This is a genomic window from Tropicimonas sediminicola (genome assembly GCF_900188335.1).
Classification (GTDB): Bacteria; Pseudomonadota; Alphaproteobacteria; order Rhodobacterales; family Rhodobacteraceae; genus Tropicimonas; species Tropicimonas sediminicola.
This window is the reverse complement of sequence record NZ_FZOY01000001.1, coordinates 59,551-85,653: the sequence shown is the minus strand read 5'-3', so window position 1 is coordinate 85,653 and position 26,103 is coordinate 59,551. Positions and strand designations below refer to the sequence as shown.

27 protein-coding genes are annotated in these 26,103 nt (G+C 67.0%); 4 read left to right on the top strand and 23 right to left on the bottom strand.

The window, feature by feature from the left end; translation table 11 throughout:
• Positions 1 to 13: 13 nt before the first annotated feature.
• The 11 genes from CHB86_RS00390 to CHB86_RS00340 all read right to left on the bottom strand — a co-directional run bounded on the left by CHB86_RS00390 (position 14) and on the right by CHB86_RS00340 (position 9,805).
• A complete protein-coding gene (locus tag CHB86_RS00390; RefSeq protein ID WP_089230577.1) occupies positions 14 to 454 on the bottom strand; it encodes a molybdenum cofactor biosynthesis protein MoaE in 441 nt (146 codons plus the stop codon).
• The gene (gene moaD / locus CHB86_RS00385) at positions 455 to 703 is read right to left on the bottom strand and encodes a molybdopterin converting factor subunit 1 (RefSeq protein WP_089231542.1); all 249 of its coding nucleotides are present in this window, start codon (positions 701 to 703) and stop codon (positions 455 to 457) included.
• Between the two features lie 5 nt (positions 704 to 708).
• Positions 709 to 1,368: a CDP-diacylglycerol--glycerol-3-phosphate 3-phosphatidyltransferase gene (gene pgsA / locus CHB86_RS00380; RefSeq protein WP_089230576.1), complete on the bottom strand. Its 660-nt coding sequence runs from the start codon at positions 1,366 to 1,368 to the stop codon at positions 709 to 711.
• A gap of 86 nt (positions 1,369 to 1,454) precedes the next feature.
• Positions 1,455 to 2,765: an esterase-like activity of phytase family protein gene (locus CHB86_RS00375; protein WP_089230575.1), complete on the bottom strand. Its 1,311-nt coding sequence runs from the start codon at positions 2,763 to 2,765 to the stop codon at positions 1,455 to 1,457.
• Between the two features lie 114 nt (positions 2,766 to 2,879).
• Entirely contained in the window at positions 2,880 to 4,703 is a 1,824-nt protein-coding gene (gene uvrC, locus CHB86_RS00370) for an excinuclease ABC subunit UvrC (RefSeq protein ID WP_245837726.1), read from the bottom strand.
• Positions 4,704 to 5,081: 378 nt separating this feature from the next.
• A complete protein-coding gene (locus CHB86_RS00365) occupies positions 5,082 to 5,867 on the bottom strand; it encodes an SDR family oxidoreductase (RefSeq protein ID WP_089230573.1) in 786 nt (261 codons plus the stop codon).
• Between the two features lie 19 nt (positions 5,868 to 5,886).
• Positions 5,887 to 6,882, bottom strand: a complete 996-nt coding sequence (locus tag CHB86_RS00360; protein ID WP_089230572.1) for a calcium/sodium antiporter — start codon at positions 6,880 to 6,882, stop codon at positions 5,887 to 5,889.
• Complete coding sequence (locus tag CHB86_RS00355; RefSeq protein ID WP_089230571.1) at positions 6,883 to 7,074, bottom strand: hypothetical protein; 192 nt, start codon at positions 7,072 to 7,074, stop codon at positions 6,883 to 6,885.
• Position 7,075: 1 nt separating this feature from the next.
• Positions 7,076 to 7,870 (bottom strand): S49 family peptidase, encoded by a 795-nt coding sequence (locus CHB86_RS00350; RefSeq protein WP_089230570.1) that lies wholly within the window; start codon positions 7,868 to 7,870, stop codon positions 7,076 to 7,078.
• Positions 7,871 to 7,966: 96 nt separating this feature from the next.
• A complete protein-coding gene (locus CHB86_RS00345; RefSeq protein WP_089231540.1) occupies positions 7,967 to 9,214 on the bottom strand; it encodes a glycerate kinase type-2 family protein in 1,248 nt (415 codons plus the stop codon).
• Positions 9,215 to 9,421: 207 nt separating this feature from the next.
• On the bottom strand, positions 9,422 to 9,805 hold the full coding sequence (locus CHB86_RS00340) for a potassium channel family protein (protein ID WP_089230569.1): 384 nt from the start codon (positions 9,803 to 9,805) through the stop codon (positions 9,422 to 9,424).
• A gap of 199 nt (positions 9,806 to 10,004) precedes the next feature.
• On the opposite strand from CHB86_RS00340, the gene CHB86_RS00335 reads away from it, so the two are divergent.
• A complete protein-coding gene (locus CHB86_RS00335; RefSeq protein WP_089230568.1) occupies positions 10,005 to 10,400 on the top strand; it encodes a phage holin family protein in 396 nt (131 codons plus the stop codon).
• Between the two features lie 183 nt (positions 10,401 to 10,583).
• Here the strand turns inward: CHB86_RS00335 and CHB86_RS00330 are convergent, their stop codons facing one another.
• The 3 genes from CHB86_RS00330 to CHB86_RS00320 all read right to left on the bottom strand — a co-directional run bounded on the left by CHB86_RS00330 (position 10,584) and on the right by CHB86_RS00320 (position 13,294).
• Positions 10,584 to 11,144: a hypothetical protein gene (locus tag CHB86_RS00330; RefSeq protein WP_089230567.1), complete on the bottom strand. Its 561-nt coding sequence runs from the start codon at positions 11,142 to 11,144 to the stop codon at positions 10,584 to 10,586.
• A gap of 99 nt (positions 11,145 to 11,243) precedes the next feature.
• A complete protein-coding gene (locus tag CHB86_RS00325; protein WP_089230566.1) occupies positions 11,244 to 12,038 on the bottom strand; it encodes a tryptophan 2,3-dioxygenase in 795 nt (264 codons plus the stop codon).
• 83 nt (positions 12,039 to 12,121) lie between these two features.
• The gene (locus tag CHB86_RS00320; protein WP_245837682.1) at positions 12,122 to 13,294 is read right to left on the bottom strand and encodes an ROK family transcriptional regulator; all 1,173 of its coding nucleotides are present in this window, start codon (positions 13,292 to 13,294) and stop codon (positions 12,122 to 12,124) included.
• 197 nt (positions 13,295 to 13,491) lie between these two features.
• Between CHB86_RS00320 and CHB86_RS00315 the strand changes: the two genes are divergently transcribed.
• Complete coding sequence (locus tag CHB86_RS00315; RefSeq protein WP_089230565.1) at positions 13,492 to 14,109, top strand: nucleoside/nucleotide kinase family protein; 618 nt, start codon at positions 13,492 to 13,494, stop codon at positions 14,107 to 14,109.
• Between the two features lie 13 nt (positions 14,110 to 14,122).
• Here CHB86_RS00315 and CHB86_RS00310 read toward each other — a convergent pair whose 3' ends face one another.
• The 9 genes from CHB86_RS00310 to CHB86_RS00270 form a co-directional block, all read right to left on the bottom strand.
• Positions 14,123 to 15,334, bottom strand: a complete 1,212-nt coding sequence (locus CHB86_RS00310; RefSeq protein ID WP_141134796.1) for a tryptophan 2,3-dioxygenase — start codon at positions 15,332 to 15,334, stop codon at positions 14,123 to 14,125.
• A 186-nt stretch (positions 15,335 to 15,520) separates the two neighbouring features.
• Positions 15,521 to 16,474, bottom strand: a complete 954-nt coding sequence (locus tag CHB86_RS00305; protein ID WP_089230563.1) for an ABC transporter ATP-binding protein — start codon at positions 16,472 to 16,474, stop codon at positions 15,521 to 15,523.
• Positions 16,471 to 17,448, bottom strand: coding sequence for an ABC transporter ATP-binding protein (locus CHB86_RS00300; RefSeq protein WP_089230562.1), 978 nt, complete (start codon positions 17,446 to 17,448; stop codon positions 16,471 to 16,473). The genes CHB86_RS00305 and CHB86_RS00300 overlap by 4 nt, the downstream gene beginning before the upstream one ends.
• 4 nt (positions 17,449 to 17,452) lie before the next feature.
• Entirely contained in the window at positions 17,453 to 18,343 is an 891-nt protein-coding gene (locus tag CHB86_RS00295) for an ABC transporter permease subunit (RefSeq protein ID WP_089230561.1), read from the bottom strand.
• Position 18,344: 1 nt separating this feature from the next.
• The gene (locus CHB86_RS00290; protein WP_089230560.1) at positions 18,345 to 19,352 is read right to left on the bottom strand and encodes an ABC transporter permease subunit; all 1,008 of its coding nucleotides are present in this window, start codon (positions 19,350 to 19,352) and stop codon (positions 18,345 to 18,347) included.
• On the bottom strand, positions 19,352 to 20,443 hold the full coding sequence (locus CHB86_RS00285; protein WP_089230559.1) for a M24 family metallopeptidase: 1,092 nt from the start codon (positions 20,441 to 20,443) through the stop codon (positions 19,352 to 19,354). The genes CHB86_RS00290 and CHB86_RS00285 overlap by 1 nt, the downstream gene beginning before the upstream one ends.
• A 60-nt stretch (positions 20,444 to 20,503) precedes the next feature.
• Positions 20,504 to 22,096, bottom strand: coding sequence for an ABC transporter substrate-binding protein (locus tag CHB86_RS00280; RefSeq protein WP_089230558.1), 1,593 nt, complete (start codon positions 22,094 to 22,096; stop codon positions 20,504 to 20,506).
• Between the two features lie 136 nt (positions 22,097 to 22,232).
• Positions 22,233 to 22,826, bottom strand: coding sequence for a nucleotidyltransferase family protein (locus tag CHB86_RS00275; RefSeq protein ID WP_089230557.1), 594 nt, complete (start codon positions 22,824 to 22,826; stop codon positions 22,233 to 22,235).
• Positions 22,823 to 23,758: an XdhC family protein gene (locus CHB86_RS00270; RefSeq protein ID WP_089230556.1), complete on the bottom strand. Its 936-nt coding sequence runs from the start codon at positions 23,756 to 23,758 to the stop codon at positions 22,823 to 22,825. Before CHB86_RS00270 ends, CHB86_RS00275 begins: the two co-directional genes overlap by 4 nt.
• 124 nt (positions 23,759 to 23,882) lie before the next feature.
• On the opposite strand from CHB86_RS00270, the gene CHB86_RS00265 reads away from it, so the two are divergent.
• Positions 23,883 to 24,797: an AAA family ATPase gene (locus CHB86_RS00265; protein WP_089230555.1), complete on the top strand. Its 915-nt coding sequence runs from the start codon at positions 23,883 to 23,885 to the stop codon at positions 24,795 to 24,797.
• Entirely contained in the window at positions 24,794 to 26,026 is a 1,233-nt protein-coding gene (locus tag CHB86_RS00260) for a vWA domain-containing protein (protein WP_089230554.1), read from the top strand. The genes CHB86_RS00265 and CHB86_RS00260 overlap by 4 nt, the downstream gene beginning before the upstream one ends.
• The last annotated feature ends 77 nt before the right edge of the window (positions 26,027 to 26,103 follow it).

The window sequence follows — 26,103 nt, the reverse complement described above, 5'->3', positions numbered from 1 at the left end:
GCCGCACCAGGAGCTACCAGCGGGTCAGCGCGTCCTCGTCGCTGTCCTTCGCCGCGACCCAGCTTTCGCCGTTGCGGCTGCGCTCCTTCTTCCAGAAAGGCGCGCGGGACTTGAGGTAATCCATCAGGAACTCGGCCGCATCGAAGGCGTCCTTCCGGTGGCGGGAAGCCGTGGCGACCATCATGATCTGCTCGTTCGGCGCAAGCGGGCCGAAACGGTGAATCACCAGCACATCGGCGAGGCTCCAGCGCTCGCAGGCCTCGGCAGCGATCTTCTCCAACGCCCGCTCGGTCATGCCGGGGTAATGCTCGATCACCATCTCCGCCAGTGCACCGCTGTCGTCGCGGACGATCCCCGTGAAGCTCACGACGGCCCCTGCCCCGTCGACGCGCGCGGTGAAGGCGTCCAGCTCCTCGCCCGGCAGAAAGGTTTCGCTCTGGACCCGGATCTCCATTCAGCCCCCCGTCATCGGCGGGAAGAACGCAACCTCGCGGGCACCGGCAAGCGGGGCGTCGAAATCGGTCAGCTCCTGGTCGACGGCGACGCGGAGCGCGGAGAGATCGGAAAAGGCCAGCGCATACCGCTCCTCGCGGCCGCGCAGTTCCTCGACAAGCTGTGCGACCGTTTCGGCCTCCGTCTCGACCCGCTCCTTCGGCAGGCCGACCCGCTCGCGAACCCAGGCAAAATAGAGAACGTCGATCACGCGCATCAGTCCTTCAGATAGGGCCGGGCCTTGTTGAAATAGTCCCAGCCGGTGATGGCCGTCAGCGCCGCCGCGGCCCAGAGCAGCACGATCCCCGTGACGAAGCAGACCGAGGCGGCGGCGGCCTTCCAGCGCAGGCCGAAGTGATCCGCGGCCTCGCCGTCGAGGATCGCCGTTGCGACCTGCGAATCCATGCCGGCCGTGTTCGCCTCGATCCCGCTCACCAGCCCGCCAAAGGCCAGGAGCACCGAGATTGCCAACATCTGCACCGTGGTCTTCCACTTGGCGAGTTTGGTCACCTTGAGCGTGCCGGCGGTGTCACCGAGGAATTCCCGCAATCCGGAAACGAAGACCTCGCGCAGCAGGATCAGCGCCACCGGGACCACGACCAGCGGGGAGAACCCCATCAGGCCGACCAGCGCAGCGAGGGCGATGACCACCATCGCCTTGTCGGCGATGGGGTCGAGCATCGCGCCGAGCTTGGTTTGCAGTTTCCAGGCACGGGCGAGATAGCCGTCGAACCAATCCGTCACCGACGCGCCGACGAAGAGCAGCAGCGCCACCCAGTCCGACAGCGGACGCGGCAGCAGCACGAAGATCAGCAGCACGAAGGGTGCGGCCACCAACCGGGCGACTGTGAGGATATTCGGAAAGGTCCACGTCATGGCACCGGTCTACCGCTCCGGGCGGAGACTGGAAAGAGCCGATGCAACCGCTTGCCGGCCGGGAACCGGCAAGCGGCGCCGCGGGATCACTCCGCGTTGAGGAAGTCGGCGACGTCGAGCAGGATGAACTCGTTGTCGTCGGCGCGCCCCTCTTCACGGCCGACCGAGAAAGGGAAGTTGTTGTCGTTGGCGACCACGATGGTCGTCTCGTCGACGCGGTCCACGTCCTCGATGGTCACGAACGGGAAGGTGAACACCCTGTCCGTGGTGCCGCGCGGCGCGACGCCGTCGGGATCCGCGATGTCCATCAGGTCGATATAGGCGATCTTCTCCAGCACGCCGTTCTCGTCGGCACGGTCGAGATCCACCAGGTAGATCCGCTTGAACATGGCCGGTTTCTCCGACCAGTCGCCGCCCTGCCCGCCATCGCGCTCGATGATCAGCGCGCGGGTGCCGCCGATGATGTTGAAGTCGCCAATGGCGTGATTGGCGGCCTCGAGCGGGTAATAGCGGATCGTGTCGCCCCAGGCGCCGGCCTCGGTGTCGAACTCGAACATCCGCAGCACGGGCTTGTCGGAGACGGTCTCGGGCGCGCCGGCCCCGGCGTCCCAGACGAGTTTCTCGAGCAGCGGGTAGAGCGTCTTGCCGTCCTCGGACAGGGCCATGCCCTCGTAGCCGCCGGATCGCATGGCGACCATCTCCTCGGCCGCCGCACCGCCGGCATTCGGGGTGGCGACAAAGGCGTTGTCGGGCGAACGGTGGAGCACGCCGCCCGGCTCGGTGGCCAGCACCTGCAGGATGCGGCCCTCGGCGTCGACCTCGAAGAGCCAGGGGCCGAACTCGTCCCCGATCCAGAAATGGTCTCCCACAGGCTGGATCGACTCGATGTCGAAATCAGCACCGGTCAGGAAACGACTCTCGGTCGCCTCGTTGACGATCGGAAAGGGCACGATCCGGTCGGGATCGGAGAGCCAGGTGGTCTTCTCGACCATCACGCGGCCAGTCTCCCAGTCGACCTCGATCACGTTGAACATCAGCAGCACGTCGGCGGAGTTCGCCTTGGAGCCGAACCCATTGTCGGTGAGCACGAGAAAGCGGTCGTCGCCCAGCGAGCGGATGCCCGAAAAGCCCTGCAGCGGCTGGCCGGGAAAGGGACGCGAGAGGCCGGTCTTCTCGTCGAAGATACCGTAGAGCGTTTCGACGCGTTCGCCATCGGTGAAACGGCCGGACATGTCGAACATCTCGGGCGCATCGGCGGGCGCGACGAGGAAGGACGGGCCGGGCAGCTCCGCATGGGCGCGCAGGGTCGCGGTGAAGACCTGCGGCTCGGCGGCGGCGAGCGTCGCGGCCGATGCGGAGGCGAGGAGGAAGGTGGCAAGGGAAGCCAGGCGGGTCATGGCAAATCTCCGTGAGCTAGAACCGCCCCGTTCCTCCTGCCGAACCGTGACAGGCAGGTGTAAGCATCACGAAACACATGTGAACTTCGCGCGACACTCCGGTCGCCGGGAGTCTCAGCCGCCCTCGTTGAAATGGTCGTAGATCCGCTCCGCCAGCCCTTCGCTGATGCCGTCCACGGCCTTGAGGTCCGCAAGGTTGGCCCGGCTCACGGCCTTGGCGGAGCCGAAATGCGCCAGCAACGCACGCTTGCGGGTCGCGCCGACACCGGGGATCTCCTCCAGAGGCGTCGCCCCCACGGCCTTCGCCCGCTTCTGGCGGTGCGCCCCGATGGCGAACCGGTGTGCCTCGTCGCGCAAGCGCTGGATGAAATAGAGCACGGGGTCGTTGTGGCGCAGCGCGAAGGGGCGCTGTCCGGGGCGGTGGAATTCCTCCTTGCCGGCATCGCGGTCCAAGCCCTTGGCCACGCCGACGAAGGGCACGTCTTCCACGCCAAGCTCGGCCATGATCTCGGCCACCGCGCTCACCTGTCCCGCGCCGCCGTCGATCAGCAGCAGGTCCGGCCAAGCTTCGGACTGGCGGTCCGGGTCCTCCTTCAGCAGACGCTGGAAGCGCCGCATCAGGACCTCCTTCATCATGCCGAAATCGTCGCCCGGCGTCAGGTCCTCGCCACGGATGTTGAACTTGCGGTACTGGCTCTTCACGAAGCCCTCCGCCCCGGCCACGATCATCGCGCCGACGGCGTTGGTGCCCTGGATGTGGGAGTTGTCATAGACCTCGATCCGGCCCGGCGGTCCGCCGAGATCGAACGCCTCGCCAAGGCCCGCCAGCAGCCGCGACTGCGCCGCCGATTCCGACATCTTCCGCGCCAGCGACTCCCGCGCATTGCGCACCGCGCCGACCACCAGTTCCGCCTTCTCGCCCCGCTGCGGCACGAGGATCTCCACCTTGCGCCCGGCGCGCTCCGACAGGATCTCGACCAGCAATTCCCGGTCCTCGATGTCGTGCGACAGGATGAGCTGCCGCGGCGGCTCCTTGCCGTCGTAGAACTGACCGAGGAAGGAGCGCATGACCTCGCCCACCGACTGCGTGCCGCCGGTGCGGGGATAGTAATCGTGGTTGCCCCAGTTCTGGTTGGCGCGGATGAAGAACACCTGCACGCAGGCCTGCCCTCCCTCCATGTGCAGCCCGATCACATCGGCCTCCGCCACGCCGCGCGGGTTGATGCCCTGGGCCGACTGCACCTGGGTCAGCGCCCGGATCCGGTCGCGCAGGGCCGCCGCCCGCTCGAACTCCATCGCGTCGGACGCGGCCTGCATCTGCTCGGCCAGTTCCGCCTGGATATTGGTCGACCGGCCCTGCAGGAACATCTCGGCGTCCTGCACCAGGGCCGCGTATTCCTCTTCGGTCACATGGCCGACGCAGGGCGCGCAGCAGCGCTTGATCTGGTAGAGCAGGCAGGGCCGCGTGCGGCTCTCCAGCGTCGCATCGGTGCAGTTGCGCAGCAGAAACACCTTTTGCAACTGGTTCAGCGTCCGGTTCACTGCGCCCGCGCTGGCGAAGGGGCCATAATAGGCGCCCTTCTCCTTCTTGGCGCCGCGGTGCTTCTTGATCTGCGGAAAGGCGTGGTCCTTGGCCACGAGGATGTTCGGGAAAGACTTGTCGTCCCGCAGCAGCACGTTGTAGCGCGGCTTGAGCTGCTTGATGAGGTTCTGCTCCAGCAGCAGCGCCTCGGCCTCGGTCCTCGTGGTGAGGAACATCATCGAGGCCGTTTCCGAGATCATCCGGGCGATGCGCGGGCTGTGCCCTGTCGGGCGCGCATAGCTCGAGACCCGTGCCTTGAGGTTGCGCGCCTTGCCGACATAGAGAACCCGGCTCTCGGCATCGAGCATCCGGTAGACGCCGGGCGAGCTCTCCAGCGTCTTCAGGTAGGCGTGGATACGGCGGTGGCCTGTGAGCGTTTCCGCCGGCGCCTGATCGCCATTCGCCTCCTGGTTGTCGGCCGGTGTCACTCTAACCTCCCGTTAACTTTCGATTCCTTCGATCCGCTGCAACGTAGCGACGGCAAGGGCAACTGGAAACATGTCCACGATTTCTGTGGATAACCCGTTGGATAACCCTTCGACGTCCGGAAATTCTCGTTGTTTTTTCAGCGATTGATTAATATGCCTAATTTTTGGGCGGAAAAATAAGGCATTGTTTTTGAATGAAATTTTAAGGGGCTTCGGCCAATTGCTTGATTTTTATAAAGGTTTCCTAACGGATTTGTGAAGCGCTTGCCAAACGTGCATAAGTGACGTGAGGGCGCTGCAATACTGCTACTCCGGACCAAGCACATCCGGCGTCTTCCACCCCAGATGCTGCCCCCCGTCGACACAGAGAAGCTGCCCCGTGACGCCCGGCGCATCGATCAGATATCCGAGCGCGGCGGTGATGTCCTCGGGGTTGGCGCCACGCTCCAGGATGGTCGCGCGCCGCTGCCGGGCGAAGTGATCGTCGGTCTGCCGCTCGCCGATGAGCGTCGGGCCGGGACCGATCGCGTTGACCCGCACGTGGGGTGCCAGCGCCTGTGCCGACGTCCGCGTAAACGCCCAGAGGCCCATCTTGGCGATGGTATAGCTCATGAAGGCCGGCGTCAGCTTGCGCACCCGCTGGTCGATCATGTTGACGACGAGCGATTGGGGCAGCGGCTCGTGGTTGTGGTCGAGGATCGCCCTTGGCGCCTGCTCGGCGAACCGCTGGGTCAGCACGACCGGCGCGCGGAGGTTGGATTCGATGTGACGGTCCCAGCTCTCACGCGTCGCGGTCGCGATGGTGTCGTAGTCGAAGATCGAGGCGTTGTTCACCAGCAGGTTCAATGGCCCGCCGAGCGCCTCCGCCGCGGCTGGCACAAGCGCCTGCATCGCCGCCTCGTCCGTCAGGTCCGCCCGGACGGCCACTGCCGCGCGGCCACGGTGCCGGATCTCCTCCACCACCGTTGCGGCCTCCTCGGCCGAGCCGTTGTAATGGACGGCGACGTCATGCCCGCGGTCGGCCAGGTACAGCGCCATGGAGCGGCCCAGCCGACGCGCGCCGCCCGTCACCAACGCACGTTTCTCGGTCATTCCCGTCCCTTCGGCTGTATCAGGCAATCACCACCAGAAGGTAGCCAACATAGAGCGCCGTGAACAGCCCGCCCCAGACGCGGGTGATGTCGCGCTTCATGAAGACGAATGGGACGAGGAGCAGCGACGAGGCGAGCATCGCCCAGACATCGAAGCGCAGGGTGTTCGGATCGACCGGGATCGGCCCCACGAAGCTCGCGATGCCGATGATCGCCAGCATGTTGAACAGGTTCGAGCCGATGACGTTGCCCATGGCGATCTCGGTCTGCCCGCGCAATGCGGCCATGACCGTTGTCGCCAGTTCCGGGAGCGAGGTCCCGATGGCCACGAGCGTCAGGCCGATCACCGTTTCGGGAACATCCAGCGCCTCGGCGATGCGAACCGCGGAGTCGACGAGGATATCCGCCCCGAGCGGCAAGCCGATCAGCCCGAGGCCGAGAAAGACCAGGATCTTCCACATCGGCAGCGAGGGATCGGCGCCTTCGACCTCCTCCTCGTCGCCGTTCAGGCTGCAGGACTCAGCCGCCAGCTTTGCCGCGGCCTCCGCACTGCGCACTTCGCGGCGATGCAGGTAGGCGGTGCGGAAGGCGTCGCCCAGCATCAAGGCCAGCATGAACAGCAGCACTGTCCCGTCGACCCAGTTGAACAGGTCGGTATAGGCGAGCCCGATGAAAACGACCGTCGCGACGATCATCATCACATAGGTCTTGCGGGTGTCGCAGCCTGAGGTGTGCAGCCCGGTCAGGATCGCGGGTACGCCGAGCACCATCAGAACGTTCGCGATGTTGGATCCGATGACGTTGCCAAGCGCGATGCCCGGCGCGTCCATCAGGATGGCCTGGATCGAGACAAGAAGTTCCGGTGCCGAGGTGCCGAAGGCCACGATCGTCAACGAGACGAGCAGGGCCGGAATGCCGATACGCAGCGCGAGGTTCACCGCGCCTTTCACCAGTGCGTCCCCCGCCAGAAGGAGGATCACAAGCCCCAGCCCGGCCAGGGCAACATCGATCAGCATTCACTTATCCTTCTGGCAGGGGCATGGGCCATCGCCGATGATAAAGGCGCCGCATGCCTTGCATTTTGCAGGTTTTGCAGGTCGCGGGTCTTTCCGGCCGATCCGTCGTGCCCCGCCCGGCCAGCGCAGCCGGCCGAACATCGCCATCACGGCCATGCCGATCAGGAAAAAGGTGACGACCTTTACCAGCACGTCAGAGTCCGTACCTTGCCCAAAGCGCCCGCTCCTCCAGCCCGGCGACAACCTCGGCCCCGGCAGAAATGCCGAGGCGCCGAAGCAGGCTGCGCCGCGGCCCGTGCACCGCGAATTTCGTCTTGTCGCCGTAGCGTCGTTTCATCACCGGCACCAGATGACCCACCTCGTCCGCCAGACCGACCTCGACAGCCTTGCGCCCGACCCAGACATCGCCGGTGAACAAACGTGTTTCCTTGTCGAGCTTGTCGCCCCGCCGAGTCTGGACGTGGGCGATGAAATTGCCGTGGATCTGCTCCTGCAAGTCCTTCAACCGCGCCACGTCCTCGGCTTTTTCCGGCTGGAAAGGATCAAGGAAGCTCTTGCTTTCCCCGGCCGTATGGACCCGCCGCTCGACACCGAAACGGGCGATGAATTCCTGCAGTCCGAAAGAGGCCGAGATCACCCCAATCGAGCCGACAATGGAATTCTCGTCGACGATGATGTCATCCGCGGCGCAGGCCAGCCAGTAACCGCCCGACGCCGCCGCGTCCTCGACGAAAGCCGTGACGGGGATGTTCTTTTCCTCGGAAAGACGCCGGATGCGGGCGGCGATCAGCGAGGACTGGCTCGGCGAGCCGCCGGGCGAGTTGATGACCAGCGCCACCGCCTTCGGCTTGCCGCGCGTGAAAGCGCGTTCGATCATCGCGCCGGTGCCGGCATTGTTCAATCCGCGCTGGCCAGCCACGATCAGGCCGTCCAGACGGATGACAGATACCAGTGGATTCCTGTTCAGGAACGGCAGGGCGCGCATCATGCACCCTGATCTAGGTGCCGGTATGGGGAGCGACAAGGACGGGACCTGTATGCCGCACACCTGTTGCAGAACTGCCCTACCTCCGTGCCCCCAATGTCACGAAGCCGGTTCGACGAGGATCGCCCTGAAGTCGTTGACGTTGGTCAGCGTCGGCCCGGTGATCACCTGGTCGGACAGCGCAGCAAAGAAGCTGTGGGCGTCGTTACGTTCCAACGCAATCCGCGGATCCCAGCCCAGCTCGGCCGCCCGCGTCAATGTCGACGGGTCGATGATCGCGCCGGCGACCTCCGCCGCCCCGTCGACACCGTCGGTGTCGCAGGCGATGGCGTGGATGCCCGGCGCGCCGGCCAGCTCGATCGCCAGAGCCAGCGCGAACTCGGCATTCGGGCCGCCGACGCCGTCGCCGCGCCGGGTGACGGTCAACTCGCCGCCCGACAGCAACAGGACGGGACGTTCCCCTCGCGCCGCCAGGGCCGCGCGCGCCTGCTGGCGCGCCACCAGACGCGCTTCGCCCTCGACGTCACCGCCGAGCATGACCACCTCGCAACCGGCGGCACGGGCCTTCTCCTCGGCCGCTGCGAGCGAAAGCGACGGCGCGGCGACGACACGGTTCTCCACCAGCGACAGCCGTGGATCGCCCGGAGGGATCACGCCGGTTTGCTCGTCGAGCGCGCCGTAGACCGACTCGGGCATCGGCACGCTCCATTGCTGCAGGATCGCCAGCGCATCACCCGCGGTGGTGGCGTCGCCAACGGTCGGCCCGGAGCCGATGAAGGCCGGATCGTCGCCCGGCACGTCCGAGATCATCAGCGCCAGCATCCGCGCCGGATGCGCCGCCGCGGCGAGCTGGCCGCCCTTCACGCGGCTGAGGTGCTTGCGCACGGTGTTCATCTTGTCGATGGGCGCGCCGGAGGCGAGCAAGGCCGCGTTGACCGACTGCTTTTCCTCCAGCGTGATCTTGCCGGCAGGCTGCACCAGCAGCGCCGATGCGCCGCCCGAGATCAGCGCCAGCACGTAATCCTCCGGCCCGAGGCTGTCCAGCAGGGCGAGCATGCGTGCGGTGGCCTCGAGCCCCGCGGCGTCCGGAACCGGATGCGCCGCCTCGACGATCTCGATCCCGGCGCAGGGCCGGGCATAGCCGTAGCGCGTGATCACCAGCCCCTCGCAGGGCCCCCACTGGCTCTCCACGGCCTCCGCCATCCGCGCCGAGGCCTTGCCCGCACCGACAACGACGACCCGACCGGCGGGTTTCGATGGAAGTTGGTGCGGGATCACCGCCATCGGGTCGGCGACTTCCACCGCCCGCGCGAACAGGGCGCGCAGCAGGGCGTCCGGGGTATCGATCTGGGTCACTGTCGCCCTCCCTTCCTGGACCGGCGCTTCGCCGGAACCGCAGCAGCCTGGACGATCCGGCCAGAGGCACACGTCCTTGTCGAAGAGATACGTGCCTGACAGCGGAGACTCAACAGGATCCGGGCGGTCCGGGACCACCACCGGTCTTCCGGTTCAAGCGACGGCTGCGCTCCCGCAAATCGTTCCCTCTGTCCGAGGTCAGCCTGAGGGAGGCGGGTCATCCCTGTCGGAGCCGTCGTTGTAGCCGTGGTCTTGCTTGGCGCGCCGGATCAGGTGATCCGCCATGGCGCTTGCAAGGGCCACGAAAAGGCCGATCCCGAGGATGATGTAGCCCACGGTGAACAACCGCCCCAATGTCGTCTGCGGCGCAAGATCCCCATAGCCGACCGTGGCCAGGGTGACCGTCGCGAAGTAGATCGAGTCGACGAAGCCCCAGCCCTCGAGCAGGGAATAGACCAGCGCCCCGCCGAGGATCACCGTCGCCGTCAAAGCCAGAAGGATGCGGACCCCGGGGTCATTGATCGCCTCGATGAAACCCCGACCGATGGTGCGGGAGTTCTTGCCGGTGGGTCTGGCGGGCATTCGGGCCTCCTGTCTGCTGCGGCCCCGGCCAGACCGATGGCGCGCAGGTGTCCGACACCCTTGAGGTTAGGCAGATCGATGCGCCTTGAACAGCAGCAAGCGCAGAGTGCCCCAGCGTAAGCTACAGCGGGGATTGTTGTCCGAAGAGCGGGACTTGGCTAGGAATCGAGGGGTAAATCCTATGCGGAGGGCGAATTCCATGATGCGTACGCTGATATCGGTTCTCTTCTATATCCTCGCGAACGGCGTCGGGCTCCTGGTTGCAGCCCTGCTGCTCGATGGGCTGACGCTGAGCTTCACCGGCTTCCTGGTCGCGACGCTGCTGCTGTCGCTGGTCGAGGCCATCGCCGCGCCGATCATCACCAAGCTTTCGGACAAGAACGTGCCGGCGCTCAAGGGCGGCGTGGCGCTGGTGACGACCTTCGTGGGCCTCGGCATCACCAACGCCATCGTGTCCAACATGTCGATGGACGGGCTCGCGACATGGCTCGCAGCGACGCTCCTCGTCTGGCTCGGCGCGCTGATCGCCAACATCCTCCTGCCGATGTTCCTGTTCAAGAACCGGCTGGAGGCCAGCAAGCAGAAACCGCACTAGCCTTCAGTCCGCTCAGCCTGGCCCTTTGTCGCTCACCGCAGTACCCAGGCGCCGGCAGCAAAGGCAGGGCATGCTGACCTACGGCGGATCATTCGGTCCGACAGCCCTCACAACGGCAAACGCCCCGCCGGCATCCCGGCGGGGCGTATTATTGTGAGACCGCTCCCCTCAAGGGAGCGAAGCTCATTCCGCGGCGGTCACGGCGATGGCAACGGCACGGTCGATCACCACGACGATGCGGTCCCCCGGCACGCGCGCGGCTGCGAAGGCCTGCATCTCCGGCTGAACGCGGGCGGTCTCCAGGGTGCCGTCCTGCAGCTTCACGGTCGCGATCTGCGTATCGGGGTCGTAGGACACGAACTCGACCACGCCGGTCACCGAGCCGATCACGCCGGCCGCGGGCCGTTCGCCGGGCGCGGCCACGCCACCAATCACCTCGCCGACCGCCGTGCCGGGATCGTCCGGATCGGCCATGCCGACCGCAACCGACTCGTAATAGTCGAGCGTCACCTGGTCTCCGACCATCACCTGGTCGAGGTTCTGCACCTGCGGACCGGCGCGGAACACGACCGCGGTTCTGCCGTCGCGCACCTTGAACAGGCGGCTTTCTAGGTCCACCTCCTCGATGGTGCCGGTCAGCGTCACGGTTTCGCTCCGCTCGGCATAGCTCGTGTCACGGTTCATCATGCCACAGCCGGCGGCGAACAGCAGCGTCGAAGCTGCAAGCAGGATCTTCAGTTTCATCAGGACATTGCCCCCTTTTCCCGGACACCCGGATCGGTGCCTGCGCGGCAAGGCTAGGTGAGTGCCCATCACATTGAAAGGGGGCAGACCTGCCCCGTGTCAGATCGTCGTCCGCACCTGCCAAAGCTCGGGGAAAAGCTCCACGTCGAGCATCCGGCGCAGGTAGCTCACGCCGCTCGTCCCGCCGGTGCCGCGCTTGAAGCCGATCACCCGCTCCACCGTTGTCACATGGTTGAACCGCCAGCACCGGAACCGGTCCTCGATCCCGACCAGCGCCTCGGCGAGGTCGAAGAGCGCGGGGTATCGGTCGGGGTCGGCATAGACAGCGCCCCAGGCCCGCAGCACGTCCGGGTCGGGCGCGTGGGCATCGCTGCGAGGGATACAGGCCCCCGACAGGTCGACGCCCAGTTCCGCACCGAGGCACCCGAGCGCCTCCTGGTAGACCGAGGGGCGCGCCAGTTCGGCGTTCAGCGTGTCGGCGACGGCCGGGTCGCCAAGATGCGGCTCCAGCATCTCGACCGACCGGTTGCCCAGCATGAACTCGATCATCCGGTATTGAAAGGACTGGAAGCCCGACGCCGTGCCGAGTTCGCCGCGGAAGCTCGCGAAATCCACCGGGGTCAGGGTGCGCAGCACGTCCCAACTGCTGACAAGCTGATCGAACACCACGCCCGTCCGCCCGAGCGCCTTGAGCGCTCGGCGCAGGTCGCGGGCGCGCAGCCCGGACCGGGCGGCCTCCAGCTCGGCAATGACCAGCCGCATCCAGAGTTCGCTGGTCTGGTGCTGGATGATGAAGAGCATCTCGTCATGCCTGCCCGACACCGGCTGCTGCGCCGACAGCAGGCGGTCCAGCGCAAGATGGCTGACGTAGCTGAAATCCTCGCCGCTCGACATGGGACCTCTTTCGGATGGGGCGGCGTTGCGGGCCGGCCGTGGGCCACGCTAACGGGCGGCGGCGCGGGCATCAATGCCGGCCATCAGGAGGGAAGCATCATCGCGTTGAGGTCGAGCAGGTACCGATCGGACAGCGGCAGGCTCGCCGCGCCGAGGGACCTTGCGTCCTGTCCGATGGTGCCGGGGCGCACGTTCGGCTTCTCGATGCCGCCGACGTCGAGGTCCTGCAGGACACGGTCGGTGCCTTCCACCAGCCTGCGGCGCACGTCGACCGGAAGCCAGCCGTCGATCATCACCACCTCGGAATCGATGACCGAAGCCGCGGCGGCGATGGCATAAGCCAGGCTCGCGGAGGCCTCGCTGATCCAGGTGTCGAGGATCGCGGGCGGCACGTCCCAGCCCTCGGGCGGGTTCCAGAGGCTTTCCGTCGGCCTGCCTGCGGCGCGGACCTCCTGCTCCAGCACGCAAAGCGAGGCGACATCGACGAGCTGCGCATAGGTGCCTGCCGGCCCCGGGATCGGCAGAGACCCAAGCGCCGCGGCATTGCCGGTCCGCCCGGTATAGAGATTGCCGTTCAGAACCAGCCCGCCGCCGATGAAATAGCCGATGAAGAAATGCAGAAACACCTGCGGCCGCTCTCCCGTACCGAACACCAGCTCCGCCCCGCAGGCCGCGGAGGCGTCATTGCAAAGGTAGACCGGGAAATCGAGGCGGTCGGCCAGTTCGGTGCGGATATCCCGGTCGCGCCAGGCTTCCATGTCGTCCAGCGGCGCACCGATCGAGACCGCCCAGTCCCAGAGCCGGAACGGCATGGCGATGCCCAGACCCGCGATACGCGGCCGCTTCTCTGGCGGAAGCTTGGCCTGCAGTTCTCCGAGCGCCTCGAGCGCAAAGCCCATGACGGCGTCCGGGGTCGGATAGGGATGGGTCCGGTGGACCCGCCCCAGCACCTTGCCGAGAAAGTCGATCAGGATCAGGTCGACCGAGCGGCGACCGATCTTCAGCCCGAGGAAATAGGCGCCATCGTGAGCGAGGTGCATCGGCATCGAAGGTTGGCCGACTTTGCCGCGGATCGGCTCGCCCCGTTTCAGCAGCCCGTCCTCCTCCAGCCGTCGCATGATGCCGGAGATGGTTTGCGCCGACAGCCCGGAGACCCGCGCGATCTCCGCCTTTGCCATCGGTCCCTCGCGGCGCAACAGCGACAGCACGAGACGTTCGTTATGCGCCCGCAAGCCGCTCTGGTTCGAGCCGCGCACCGAACTTGTCCAATTGCGAGAGGCCGGCTGTTCCGGTGTCGTCACCACGTCTGGTCCTCCGGTTGCACCGGGGAACAGGGCCTTCTCCGAACCCCGGTCAGAAAAGCTAACGGGGTTTCACTTGGCTTGACAAGGCATCCGGATTCCCTGTGTCCTGAAGCCGGGAAGAGCCGGCCTGACCGGGAGGAGAATGCGCGATGGACGAGGATCGGCTGACGGAGCTAGCGGAAATCGCGCTGTCGGTCCGGCCAAGCGGGGTGCGCAGCCTTATCGCCATCGCGGGCCCGCCCGCCTCCGGCAAATCCACGCTTGCCGCCCGCCTCACCGACAGGCTGAACCAGCACGGCGCGGCGGCGGTCCTGGTGCCGATGGACGGGTTCCACCTCGACAACGCCCTGCTCACCGCCCGCGGCTTGCTGCACCGGAAGGGCGCGCCGGAGACCTTCGACGGCGAGGGCTTTGTCCATGCCGTCCGGCGCCTGCGCGAGGAACCGCAGGTCATCCTGCCCACCTTCGACCGCGAGCGCGACATATCCATCGCCGGTGCGGTCGAGATCGGCCCGCAGGACCGGATCGCCGTGGTCGAGGGCAATTACCTGTGTTTCGCCGAAAGTCCCTGGGACAAGCTCGCACCCCTTTGGGATTTCAGCTGCTTCCTGAAGGTCGGCGAGGATGTCCTGCTGGAACGGCTGATCCGCCGCTGGCTGGATCATGGCCTGCCCCCCGATGCGGCGGAGGCCCGGGCCCGCTCCAACGACCTCGCCAATGCGAGCCGGATTAACGCCGCCATCGGGGCCTGCGACCGAATTTTCTGAGGTGGCGCCCGGCTCAGGTCTCGCGGAGGCTGGCGGCGCGAAACACAGGGACGGACCGGCCCTTGTCGAGATAGGGAAGCCCCTCGGTATAGCCCGTGCCGGAGCGGTTGCCGAGAAAACGGCGGGCGATCTGGTAATGCGCCTGCCGCCAGCGGAGCAACTGGCGGGCAAAGGCGGCAAGCTCCGCCTCGATCTCCCCGCGCAGGGCAACATCCGCTTCGGGATCCTCGTTCATCGCCGCCAGCGCATCCTCCAGCGTGGGCAGGCCTTCCTGCACGGCGGCCTGCACCTCCGGCACCGAGCGGTAGGCGGGCGAGTCCAGCCGCTCCGCATCGGGCCGGCGGCACAGCGCCTCGACCGTCTTGTAGCCGGCCGACTGGATGGCGCTGGCGCCCTCGGTATAGCGGCGGAACTCGTGAAAGGCCGCGGGCTGCATCGAGCCGATCAGCGGAAAGAGCCGGGACACCTCCCGCAGGAGCTGGTTTGCGAGGTGCAGCCAGCCGAGCGACGCCGCGGGCGCAGATGGCATGGCGTCGATGGCCTGCCGGAGCGAGACGGCGATCCAGGCAAAGCTCAGTTCGAAGCCCTGCAGCACCCGCAGGAACAGGTATTCGTCGTGCACGACGTGAACCGGCAGCATGCTGGCGGCGAGCCGGCGCCGCATCTGCTGCGAAACCCGTGGTCCGATCGCCTCGAGCACTTTCCGCGCCGCGTCCTCTGGCTCGTCCGAGCGGATCGCCAGCCCGGCCCGGTCGAGCGACGGGCGCAGCGCCGCCCGTGTCAGGCGCAGTCGGCGCCGCCCAAGCTCCGCCCCGGGGCGCATCAGCGGCAGGATCTCCGCCCGGCCTTCCAGCGCGTCGAGTTCAAAGCCGAGCAAATCGCCCATCAGCGCGAGCAGACCGAGATCGCGCTGTTCGAGCACCCCTGCGGGATCGTGGAAACCGGTACCGTCGTCCGGGAAGTCGAGAACCTTCAGGGCGCAATAGGTGGCGTAGTCGTAGCGGCCCTCGTGCTTGTCCAGCGCGCAGTCGAGGAAGCCGTCGAGCAACCGCTGCGCCTCGGCGCCCCCACCAACGCGGGACCGCGCCTCGCGCAACCGGGCAAGGCAGCCGATCATTTCTTCAGGCAGGAACTGCTTGCCAACCTCATGGCTGGCATCGACGGCGGAACCGAAGGGAAACCCCTCGGCGCCGGGATCCTGCCACCAAAGATCGAACGCGGCCACGAAATCCCGGGCACGCGCCGACCTGGACAAAGTCGATATGGGCCGACCGGAAATGATCGGGACCTCCTTTGGCTGTGTCCGCACCGCTCGGCGGGGGCCGCAGGCGAAGTGTAGAAGCCCTTGGCCAGCCCTTCAACAATTCTGCACTGCGGCGAGATTCCGCAAGATCACACCGCGACCCGACGATCACTCCGGGAAGTGGCAGGCCACGGCGTGCGGCTGGCCTTCCAGTTCCGGACGCTCGGTCCGGCACTTGTCGGTGGCCTTCCAGCAGCGCGGGCTGAACGGGCAGCCGGGCGGGATGTTCACCGGCGACGGCAATTCGCCCACCAGCTTGATCCGCTCCTTGCGCAGGGTCGGGTCGGCAATCGGCGTCGCCGAGAGCAGCGCCTTGGTGTAGGGATGCCGCTGGTGGCTGAAGATCGCCTCCTTGCTGCCCACTTCGACCGGCCGGCCGAGGTACATCACGATGACATCGTCGGCGACGTGCTTCACCACCGACAGGTCGTGGCTGATGAAAAGGTAGGCAAGCCCCAGCCGCTCCTGCAGGTCGACCAGCAGGTTCAGGATCTGGCTCTGGATCGACAGGTCGAGCGCCGAGACCGGCTCGTCGAGCACCAGCACCTTGGGCTCCAGCATCAGCGCCCGGCCCACGGCGATCCGCTGCCGCTGGCCACCCGAGAACATGTGCGGGTAGCGGTCGAAATGCTCGGGCCGCAGGCCCACGAGTTCCAGCATCTCCCGCGCCCGCCGCGTCCGCTCCTCGGCGGACATCTCGGGGCGGTTGATCACCAGCGGCTCCTCGAGGATCTGGCCGCAGCGCTGCCGCGGGTTGAGCGAGCCGTAGGGGTCCTGGAAGACGATCTGAACGGTGGTGCGCAGCTTGTCGTGGGTGTCCGGCCCGGCTTTCGTCCCGTCGAGCACAAAGCTGCCCGCGACCGGCTCCTCGATCATGGTGATGCAGCGCGCCAGCGTCGACTTCCCGCAGCCGGATTCGCCAACCACAGCGAGTGTCTTGCCCGCCTCGAGGGAAAAGGACGCGCCGGTCAGCGCGCGCACGATGCGGTCCTGACCGAACAGGCCGCCTTTCAGGACGTATTCCTGCGTCAGGTTCTCGGCGATGAGGACTGGCTCGGTCATACGCTTTCCTCTTGGGCCACGTTGAGCGGGTAATGGCAGCGGGCGAAGCCGAGCTCCGGCCCGCCGACGGGCGGCGCGACGGTGCGGCAACGCTCGTCGGCATGGGCGCAGCGCGGGCTGAACAGGCAGCCGGCCGGGCGGTCGAACTGGCCCGGAACCACGCCGGGGATCGTCGGCAGGTGCTTGGTGGTGGCGCGCTCCGGCAGTGCGGCCAGCAGCGCGGCGGTGTAGGGATGATGCGGCGTCGCAAACAGCGAGCGCACGTCCTGCATCTCCACCTTCTGACCGGCATATTGAACCGACACGCGCTCCGCGGTCTCCGCCACCACGCCCATATCGTGGGTGATCAGGACCAGCGCCATCCCGGTTTCTTCCTGCAGCGAGGTCAGAAGCTCCAGGATCTGCGCCTGGATCGTGACGTCGAGCGCGGTCGTCGGCTCGTCGGCGATCAGCAGCTTGGGCTTGCAGGCGATCGCCATGGCGATCATCACCCGCTGGTTCATGCCGCCCGACATCTGGTGCGGGAAGGCCGAGAGCCGCGTCTCGGGCGCCGGGATGCCAACCTGCTCGAACAGCTCGATGGCACGGGCGTGGCGCTCCTTGCGGTCCATCCCGAGGTGGATCCGCAGCGCCTCCTTGATCTGGAAGCCGACCGTGTAGCACGGGTTGAGCGAGGTCATCGGCTCCTGGAAGATCATCGACATGTCCTTGCCGATGATCTGGCGCCGCTTGCGGGGCGAGATGCCGCGCAGGTCGTTGCCGTCGAAGGTGAGCTGGTCGGAGGTGATCGTCGCGGTCCAGGGCAGCAGGCCCATCATCGCGAGGAAGGCCACCGACTTGCCGGAGCCGGATTCGCCGACCACCGCGGTGATATCGCCCTTGTCGAGCGTCAGGTCGAACCCGTCCACCGCACGGAACGTGCCCGAGGTGGTGGCGAAATCGACCGAAAGGTTGCGGACTTCGAGAAGCGCCATGTCGTCAGCTCCTCTTCAGCTTGGGATCGAGCGCGTCGCGCAGACCGTCGCCCATCAGGTTGATGGCCAGCACGGTGACCAGGATCGCAAGGCCGGGGAAGGTGACGACCCACCAGGCCCGCAGGATGAACTCCCGCGCCTCTGCGAGCATGGTGCCCCATTCCGGTGTCGGCGGCTGCGCGCCCATGCCGAGGAAGCCGAGCGCCGCCGCGTCGAGGATCGCTGTGGAGAAGGACAGCGCCGCCTGCACGATGATCGGGGCAAGGCAGTTCGGGAGCACGGTGATGAACATCATCCGCCAGCGCCCGGCACCCGCCACGCGGGCCGAGGTAACGTAATCCTTGTTGCGCTCCGACATCACCGAGGCCCGTGTCAGGCGCACGTAATGGGGCTGCAGCACAATCGCGATGGCGATCATCGCATTGAGCAGTGACGGGCCTAGGATCGCGACCAGGACCAGCGCCAGCAGCAGCGAGGGGAAGGCGAGGATCACGTCCATGATCCGCATGATGATCGAGTCGAGCCATTTCGGCGCGAAGCCGGCGAGAAGGCCCACGGTGATGCCCCCCGTTGCCGCCACGACGACGACGACAATCCCCACGAAGAAGGAATAGCGTGCGCCCATCAGCAGCCGGGACAGCAGGTCGCGTCCGAGCGCGTCGGTGCCGAGCACGAAGGACCAGTCGCCGCCCTCCTGCCACGCCGGCGGCTGCAGCAGGTGGTCGCGGAACTGCGCGGAGGGATCGTGCGGAACGATCAGCGGCGCGAAGATCGCGACAAAGAGGAAGGCGAGGAACACCCAGAGCCCGAACACCGCGCCGCGGTTCTCGCGGAAGTAGAACCAGAATTCCTTGAGGCGGCCCGGCCGCTCGACGTTTGCAGTTGCCTCGGCCATGTCAGGACTTCCGGATCTTCGGGTTGATGAAACCGTAGAGCACGTCGACGGTCAGGTTCACGATCATCACCATCACGGCGATCAGCAGCAGACCGCCCTGCACCACCGGGTAATCGCGGCGATAGATCGAGTCGACCATCCACTTGCCGATGCCCGGCCAGGAAAAGATCGTCTCGGTCAGGATGGCGCCGGCCAGCAGCGTGCCGACCAGCAGGCCGATCACCGTGACCACGGGGATCAGCGCGTTGCGCAGCGCGTGGATATAGGTGACGCGGGAGGGCGGCAGGCCCTTGGCGCGGGCAGTGCGGATGTAATCCTCGCTCAGCACCTCCAGCATGGCCGAGCGGGTCTGGCGGGCGATCACCGCAAGCGGGATGGTGCCCAGCACGATCGTCGGAAGGATCAGGTGGTTCACCGCCGAGGAGAAGGCGCCCTTCTGGCCCGAGAGCAGCGAGTCGATCAGCATGAAGCCTGTGACGTCGTCGAAGAAATAGATCAGCGAGATCCGCCCCGAGACCGGCGTCCAGCCGAGCCAGCCGGAGAAGACGATGATCATCAGCAGCGCCCACCAGAAGATCGGCATCGAGTAGCCGACCAGCGCGGTGGACATCAGCGTCCGGTCGAACAGCTTGCCCCGGTTGATCGCCGCGATGACGCCGGCGGGCAGGCCGAGGACCACGGCGAAGATCATCGCACAGATCGACAGCTCCAGCGTCGCCGGGAACAATGCGAAGAACTCGTCGAACACCGGTTTCTTGGTGACGAAGCTGTTGCCGAGGTCGCCCTGAAGCACGCCGGTCATGTAATCCCAGTACTGGACCAGGAGCGGCCTGTCGAAGCCGAACTGCGCCTGCAGTTCCGCGTAACGTTCCTCGCTCATGCCCCGCTCGCCGGCCATCACGATGATCGGATCGCCCGGCAGCACGCGGATGAAGGAGAAGGAAATCAGCGTCACCCCGATGAAGGTCGGGACGAAGGTGAGCAGGCGGGACAGGAGGAAATTCAGCATTATCCGATTACCGTCAGGTCCTTTGGAAAGGTCGTCAACGAGCGGCACCCGGTGTCCGTGACGAGGACGTCGTCCTCGATCCGGATCCCGAGGTCACCGATGGCGTATAGCCCAGGCTCCACGGTGATGACCATGCCGGGTTCAAGGATCTCGTGGTTGCCGCGCATCACCTGCGGCGCCTCGTGCACCGCCCGGCCAAGCCCGTGGCCCGTCTTGTGGCGGATCCGGTCGGCGAAGCGGGAGGCCTCGAGGACCGAGGTAGTGGCGTCGTCGATGTCGTGGGCGGTGACGCCCGGCCGGGTCGCCTCGATCCCGCGCAGGTTGGCGGAAAGCACCGTTTCATAGACCTCCTGCGCCGCGTCCGGCGCATGACCCACGAAGAAGGTCCGCGTGATGTCGGCGTTGAGCCCGCCGATCCGGGCGCCGAAGTCGAACAGCAGGCAGTCGCCGTCGCGCAGCGCGTAGTCGACGCGCGCATGGGCGTGGGGGCGCGCGGAATTGTCGCCGCCTGCGACGATCGGGCCGAAGGCGTGATCCTCGGCCCCGTGACGGAACAGCGCCTGGGTGAGGAAGCTCTGCACCTCGGCCTCGGTCTGGCCGATGCGCACCTGCTCCAGGACCTCGGCCAGCGCCTTCTCGGAGGTGGCGATGGCGCATTCCATCGTGGCGATCTCGTCGGCGGTCTTGACGCGGCGCAGCGCCGAGATCTCGCGCTCGGCATCCAGCACCTGCAGGCCCGGGATCGCCGTGACCAGCGCGTGGTGCACAAAGACCCGCATCACCTGGCCCTCCACCGCGAGCGTTTTCAGCGGCAGGTGCCGGGCGAGCGCGGCAAAGGCTTCGGAATGGCCGTCCTGGTCGCGCCAGTCGAAAACCTCGCCCTCGAAGCCAAGCGGCTCGAAGCTCCGGAGCTCCAGGTTCGGCACGATGGCCGCCGGCGCGCCCTCGACGGGGATCACGACGACCAGCGGTCGTTCGTGGCTGTGGAAGGAGGCATTGAAAAGGCGCTCGAAATTCGCACCCGGAACGAGCGCGACCGCATCCGCGCCAAGCGAGCGTGCGATGCGGCGATAGTCGCTGTAGCGGTCCATATTGTCAGGGAACCCGAAAGAGGGACCGGGGCGCCTGAGCGCCCCGGACCACGGTTGAGATCATTCGGCGATGCTGACGCCGTAGAAGATGTGGCCACCGAGCGGGTGGACCTTGTAGCCCTCCACTTCGGGACGCATCGGCATGAAGACGACCGAGTGGGCGATGGTGGCCCAGGGCGCCTGCTCCTTGAAGATGACCTGCGCCTCTTCGTAGAGCGCGGTGCGCTCCGCGACGTCGGTGGTGATCTTGGCCTTCTGGATCACTTCCTCGAAGGGCTCGTAGCACCACTGGGCACGGTTGGAGTTCTCGACACCGTCGCAGCCGAGCAGAACGGCGAGGAAATTGTCCGGGTCGCCGTTGTCGCCGGTCCAGCCGAGCAGGATCGCACCGTCGCGGTCGAGTTCGCGCGAGCGGCTGAGATACTCACCCCACTCGTAGGAGACGATCTCCACGTCGACGCCGATGTTGGCCATGTCGGCCTGGATCAGCTCGGCCATGCGGCGGGCGTTCGGGTTGTACGGACGCTGCACAGGCATCGCCCAGACCTTCATGCTGAGGTCGGTGACGCCCTCGGCCTCGAGTGCGGCCTTGGCGGCTTCCGGATCGAACGCATCGTCCTCGATCGCGTCGTTGTAGGACCACATGGTCGGCGGGATCGGGTTCTTGGCGATCTGGCCGGAGCCCTGGAACACGACGTCGATGATGGCCTGCTTGTCGATGGCCATGTTGAGCGCCTTGCGGACCTTCGGGTTGTCGAAGGGCGCCTGGGTCGTGTTGTAGGCGAGGTAGCCCACGTTCAGGCCTTCCTGCTCCATCACGTTGATGTCCGGGTTGTCCTTCATCGCCTGGATGTCGGCCGGGTTCGGATAGGGCATCACGTGGCATTCGCCGGCCTGCAGCTTCTGGTAGCGCACGGAGGCATCGGGCGTGATCGCGAAGACCAGGTTCTCGATGGCCGCCGGCTCGCGCCAGTAGTCGTCATTGCGCACGTAGCGGATGACGGCATCCTTCTGGTAGGCCACGAACTTGAACGGACCGGTGCCGATCGGCGCCTGGTTCAGTTGCTCGGGCGTGCCGGCCTCCAGCATCGCGTCGGCGTATTCCTTGGAGACGATCGTGGCGAAGCCCATGGCGAGGTTCGCGATCATCGGCGCCTCGGGCCGGTTCAGCACGAATTTCACCGTGTAGTCGTCGACCTTGACGATCTCCTTCAGCAGGTCGGGCATCGACATGCCGTCGAAATATTCCCAGGTGCCGCCGGAGACTTCCTTGTAGGGGTTGTCGTCCTTCCACTGACGCTCGAACGAGAAGATCACGTCGTCGGCGTTGAAGTCGCGGGTCGGCGTGAAGGCGTCGTTGCTGTGGAACTTGACGCCCTGACGGAGGTTGAAGGTGTACTCCAGCCCGTCCTCCGACACTTCCCAGCTCTCGGCGAGGCCCGGAACCACGTTGGTGCTGCCGGTCTCGAAAAGCACGAGCTTGTCGTAGATCGGGTGCTCGGAGGCATCGAAGGTCGTGCCCGAGGTGTAGAGCGCCGGGTCGAAGCCCTCGGGCGAACCCTCGGAGCAATATACGAGTGTCTGCGCCGAAGCCGCACCGGCGAGCACGCCGGCACACATGAGCGCTGCGGTAAATGTCCGCGTCTGTTTCATAAGTAGTCTCCCTGCGAGATCTGCCCACTTCCGGGGCACATGCCCAAAGTTAGACATCCAAACCAAAATGGATGCAAGCCGGGCCTCCACTTCCCGTAACGACAGCAGGACCGCTCCATGCACGGAGCTGGATGTTCTATGGGCGGTTGCCGGGTTCGTGACCGTTGGACGCAGCGAGCGCCGCGAGATCGGCCACTGTATCGACATCGGCCAGCATATCCGCGGACACCCTCACCAGCGCAGTTGCGGGCAGGCCGCGCAGGAGCGCGCCGGCCCCGCGGTCGCCCTGCAGCCCGGACAGAGCGGCGAGATCGGATTTCGGGAAACAGGCGGGGGGCATCCTGCGGCGGCCGTCCGTCACCGCGCTGGCGCAGGTGTCACTGCACCGGGCCAGCACCGCCTCCATCACCTCGGCCCCGACCTGCGGCATATCGGCCAGCGCGATCAGCAGGCGCTCCGCACCAAGCGCCCAGGCCCGCGCCACGCCCGCCCGGAGGCTGTCGGCCTGCCCGGCCATCTCGCCCGCGCCGGGCACTACCTCGAACCCTTCGAACAGGGCCGCGACCTCCGCCGAGGAGGTGACGACCAGCCGGTGATCGAGCGCGACACCCCGCATGGCCTCGGCCGCCCAGGCCGCGAGGGGACGGCCCCGGAACGGCGCCAGCAGCTTGTTCTCCAGCCCGAACCGCGCGGATCGGCCCGCCGCCAGGACCAGCCCGACCCGTGTCATGCCCGCACCCAGGGCGCCTCCGCGAGGATCTCGGCGAGGACAGAGACGGCAAGCGTGCGCGCGTCCCGTGCGGAGGGAATCAGCCCCACCGGCCCGTGCAGCCGCGCCCGCGCGTCCTCCGGCACGCCCATGCCTTCCAGCATCAGCAGTCGTGCATCCCGCGCCCGCTGGCTGCCCTGCGCGCCGATATAAAACGCCTTCGTCGCGAGCGCGCCCTCCAGGATCGGCGGCTCCCAGTCGTGATCGTGGAAGAACAGAACGATCGCCGTCCAGGCATCGACGGCCACATCCTCCGGCAGGAATGGCCGCACCAGGTGCCGCGTCTCGCTCCCGGCGCGCGCGGCTTCCTCCAGCGTCTCGGCGTCGGGCGAGAGCAGCATGTTGGGATAGCCTGCCGACTTCACCAGCGCGGCGAACGTGCTCGCCTCGGGTCCCTTGCCGAACACCAGGAACCGCAGCTCCGGAAGGCAGCGCAGGCGGAACAGGCCGGCGTCGCGGCCGGTCTCGCCGGTCTCCCGGATCGCCATCGCGCCGGTCTCCTCCGCCACTTCCAGCGTGCAGGGCTGCCGCGCCGCCCGCCGCTGCGCGAGATCACCCAACGCCTCGCGGTCCGGCCGCGGCAGGAGCAGGATGTCGAGCCCGCCGCCGCAGGGAAGCTGGATGTCGATGAAGGGCGAGCCGCGCCCGTAGCGCAGCACCGTGGGCCGCCCCCGCTCCAGCGTATCCAGCCCGTGCAGCGCGATGTCGGATTCCACGCAGCCCGACGACAGCGTCCCCGCCCGCGCGCCATCGGCAAAGATCGCCATCGTGGCTCCGACCGGCCGGTAGGATGGCCCCTCGACCCCGACGATCACCGCCAGCACGGACTCCTCCGGCCGAGAGAGCAGCTCTGAAATTGGATCCCTTGCCGGACCCGAAACGATTTCGGTCATTTTCCCCCCGCGTTTCGACCATTCTTAGACCGCCGCCGCCGCGGGGCAAGCGCTCCCAAACGTGGACAGCGGCGAAACTGCCGCCTAGTCTTCCCCGAACCGCAAGCAGGAGGAGCGCGCGACCTTGGGCGAGATCCCTTCATCCATCGACGACACCATCGCGCTGCTCAACGGGCAGAACTACGTCTGCGGCCGCGACCTGGGCACCGTCGCCTTCCTGGCGCTGCGCCTCGGAAAACCGCTCTTCCTCGAAGGCGAGGCCGGCGTCGGCAAGACGGAGATCGCCAAGGCGCTTGCCGCGGCCCTCGGCCGCCGCCTGATCCGCCTGCAATGCTACGAGGGGCTCGACGCCGCCTCCGCGATCTACGAGTGGAACTTCTCCGCCCAGATGATCGCGATCCGCACCGCCGAGGCCACTGGCGGGGCCGACCGGGCCGCCCTCCAGAGCGAGCTTTTCTCCGAGGATTTCCTGATCCGCCGCCCGCTGCTGGAGGCGATGGAACCCCATGCCGAAGGGCCGCCCGTGCTGCTGATCGACGAGATCGACCGCACCGACGAACCTTTTGAGGCCTTCCTGCTCGAGGCGCTGTCCGATTTCCAAGTCACCATCCCCGAGCTTGGACCGATCCGCGCCCCCGAACCGCCGATCGTGGTGCTGACCTCGAACCGCACCCGCGAGGTGCACGACGCGCTGAAGCGGCGCTGCTTGTATCACTGGGTCGATTACCCCAGTTTCACCCGCGAGATGGAGATCCTGCGCGCCCGGGTGCCGGAAGCGACCGATGCGCTCTCCGCCGAGATCGTCGCCTTCGTCCAGAGCCTGCGCGGCGCTGACCTGTTCAAGACGCCCGGCGTGGCCGAGAGCATCGACTGGGCGCGCTGCCTGATCGCGCTCGACACGGTGGCGCTCTCGCCCGAGGTCATCTCCGACACGCTCGGCGGGCTGCTGAAATACCAGGACGACATCACCCGCATCGCCGGCGCCGAGGCGACGCGCCTGCTCGACGAGGCCAAGGCCCGCCTCGCCACCGCGGGATGACCGCCGCGCGCCGGCCCGGCGAGGTCGACGGCCGGCTGGTCGAGAACATCGTCCATTTCACCCGCGCCCTTCGCAAGGCGGGCGTGAAGGTCGGCACTGCGCAGGTCGAGAACGCGGTGCGCGCGGTCGAGGCTGCGGGCTTCACCCACCGGGTCGATTTCTACCACACCCTGCGGGCGACCCTGATCAACCGCGCCAGCGACCTCGAGATCTACCACCAGATCTTCGCCATGTTCTGGCGCGACCCCGACTTCCTCGAACACATGATCCACATGCTCTCGCCGGCCCTGCGCGGTCAGCCGGAGGACACCCGCCCCAAGGCCGCCGAACGCCGTGCCTCCGACGCACTCGGCGACCGGCCGGAGCGCCCGCCTCCGAAAAAGGATCGGCAGGAGATCGAGATCGAGGCGCATCTGAACTGGTCCGACACCGAGCGGCTCAGGGCGATGGATTTCGAACAGATGAGCGCCGCCGAACTGGCCGAGGCCACCCGCGCGATCCGCAGCCTGCGCCTGCCGGTGCCGCCGATCCGCACCCGGCGCCAGGCCCCTGCCCCCCATGGCCGGCACCCCGACATCCACGCCACGTTACGCCGCTCGCTGCGTCGGGGCGGCGAGATCGATCGGCTGTCGACCACCCGTCCCCGCCAGCGCCCGCCGGACCTGGTGGCGCTCTGCGACATCTCGGGGTCGATGTCGGTCTACTCGCGGATGCTGATGCATTTCCTGCACGCCCTGGGGCAGTCGCAGGACGGCGCCTGGGGCCGCATCCACAGCTTCACCTTCGGCACGCGGCTGAGCAACGTCACCCGCGCGCTGCACCACAAGGACCCCGACCTCGCGCTGGAGGCGGTCGGCCGCGAGGCGCAGGACTGGCGCGGCGGCACGCGGATCGGCGAGGCGCTGGAGCGGTTCAACAAGGACTGGTCACGCCGGGTGCTCGGGCGCGGTGCCGTGGTGCTGCTGATCTCGGACGGGCTGGAACGCGGCGACCCGGACCTGCTCAACCAGCAGGCCGAGCGGCTCGCCCTGTCCTGCCGGCACCTGATCTGGCTCAACCCGCTGCTGCGCTTCGACGGCTTTGCGCCCCAGGCCGGCGGCATCCGGGCGCTGCTGCCGCATGTCGACAGCTTCGCCGCCTGCCACTCGCTCGACACGCTCGCGGACCTTTCGTCTGCGCTGACCGGCGCGGGCCACAAGACCCGCCTTCTGGCCGGGCTCGACAGCTGATCCGCCGGGCACACTTCGCTTCTTCTGTCCGTAAATATCCCCGCCGGAGGCACGATCTTTCTCCGAAAGATCGGCCG

Bases quoted from the DNA above. Each gene is read 5' to 3' on its own strand.
- CHB86_RS00335 (WP_089230568.1), top strand. From the start codon at position 10,005: ATGATGCGTACGCTGATATCGGTTCTCTTCTATATCCTCGCGAACGGC.
- CHB86_RS00365 (WP_089230573.1), bottom strand. From the start codon at position 5,867: ATGACCGAGAAACGTGCGTTGGTGACGGGCGGCGCGCGTCGGCTGGGC.
- CHB86_RS00270 (WP_089230556.1), bottom strand. From the start codon at position 23,758: ATGACCGAAATCGTTTCGGGTCCGGCAAGGGATCCAATTTCAGAGCTG.
- pgsA (WP_089230576.1), bottom strand. From the start codon at position 1,368: ATGACGTGGACCTTTCCGAATATCCTCACAGTCGCCCGGTTGGTGGCC.
- CHB86_RS00330 (WP_089230567.1), bottom strand. From the start codon at position 11,144: ATGAAACTGAAGATCCTGCTTGCAGCTTCGACGCTGCTGTTCGCCGCC.
- CHB86_RS00275 (WP_089230557.1), bottom strand. From the start codon at position 22,826: ATGACACGGGTCGGGCTGGTCCTGGCGGCGGGCCGATCCGCGCGGTTC.
- CHB86_RS00305 (WP_089230563.1), bottom strand. From the start codon at position 16,474: ATGACCGAGCCAGTCCTCATCGCCGAGAACCTGACGCAGGAATACGTC.
- CHB86_RS00295 (WP_089230561.1), bottom strand. From the start codon at position 18,343: ATGGCCGAGGCAACTGCAAACGTCGAGCGGCCGGGCCGCCTCAAGGAA.
- CHB86_RS00260 (WP_089230554.1), top strand. From the start codon at position 24,794: ATGACCGCCGCGCGCCGGCCCGGCGAGGTCGACGGCCGGCTGGTCGAG.
- CHB86_RS00290 (WP_089230560.1), bottom strand. From the start codon at position 19,352: ATGCTGAATTTCCTCCTGTCCCGCCTGCTCACCTTCGTCCCGACCTTC.
- CHB86_RS00340 (WP_089230569.1), bottom strand. From the start codon at position 9,805: ATGCCCGCCAGACCCACCGGCAAGAACTCCCGCACCATCGGTCGGGGT.
- CHB86_RS00300 (WP_089230562.1), bottom strand. From the start codon at position 17,448: ATGGCGCTTCTCGAAGTCCGCAACCTTTCGGTCGATTTCGCCACCACC.
- CHB86_RS00285 (WP_089230559.1), bottom strand. From the start codon at position 20,443: ATGGACCGCTACAGCGACTATCGCCGCATCGCACGCTCGCTTGGCGCG.
- CHB86_RS00375 (WP_089230575.1), bottom strand. From the start codon at position 2,765: ATGACCCGCCTGGCTTCCCTTGCCACCTTCCTCCTCGCCTCCGCATCG.
- CHB86_RS00350 (WP_089230570.1), bottom strand. From the start codon at position 7,870: ATGATGCGCGCCCTGCCGTTCCTGAACAGGAATCCACTGGTATCTGTC.
- CHB86_RS00360 (WP_089230572.1), bottom strand. From the start codon at position 6,882: ATGCTGATCGATGTTGCCCTGGCCGGGCTGGGGCTTGTGATCCTCCTT.
- CHB86_RS00315 (WP_089230565.1), top strand. From the start codon at position 13,492: ATGGACGAGGATCGGCTGACGGAGCTAGCGGAAATCGCGCTGTCGGTC.
- CHB86_RS00280 (WP_089230558.1), bottom strand. From the start codon at position 22,096: ATGAAACAGACGCGGACATTTACCGCAGCGCTCATGTGTGCCGGCGTG.
- CHB86_RS00390 (WP_089230577.1), bottom strand. From the start codon at position 454: ATGGAGATCCGGGTCCAGAGCGAAACCTTTCTGCCGGGCGAGGAGCTG.
- CHB86_RS00325 (WP_089230566.1), bottom strand. From the start codon at position 12,038: ATGTCGAGCGGCGAGGATTTCAGCTACGTCAGCCATCTTGCGCTGGAC.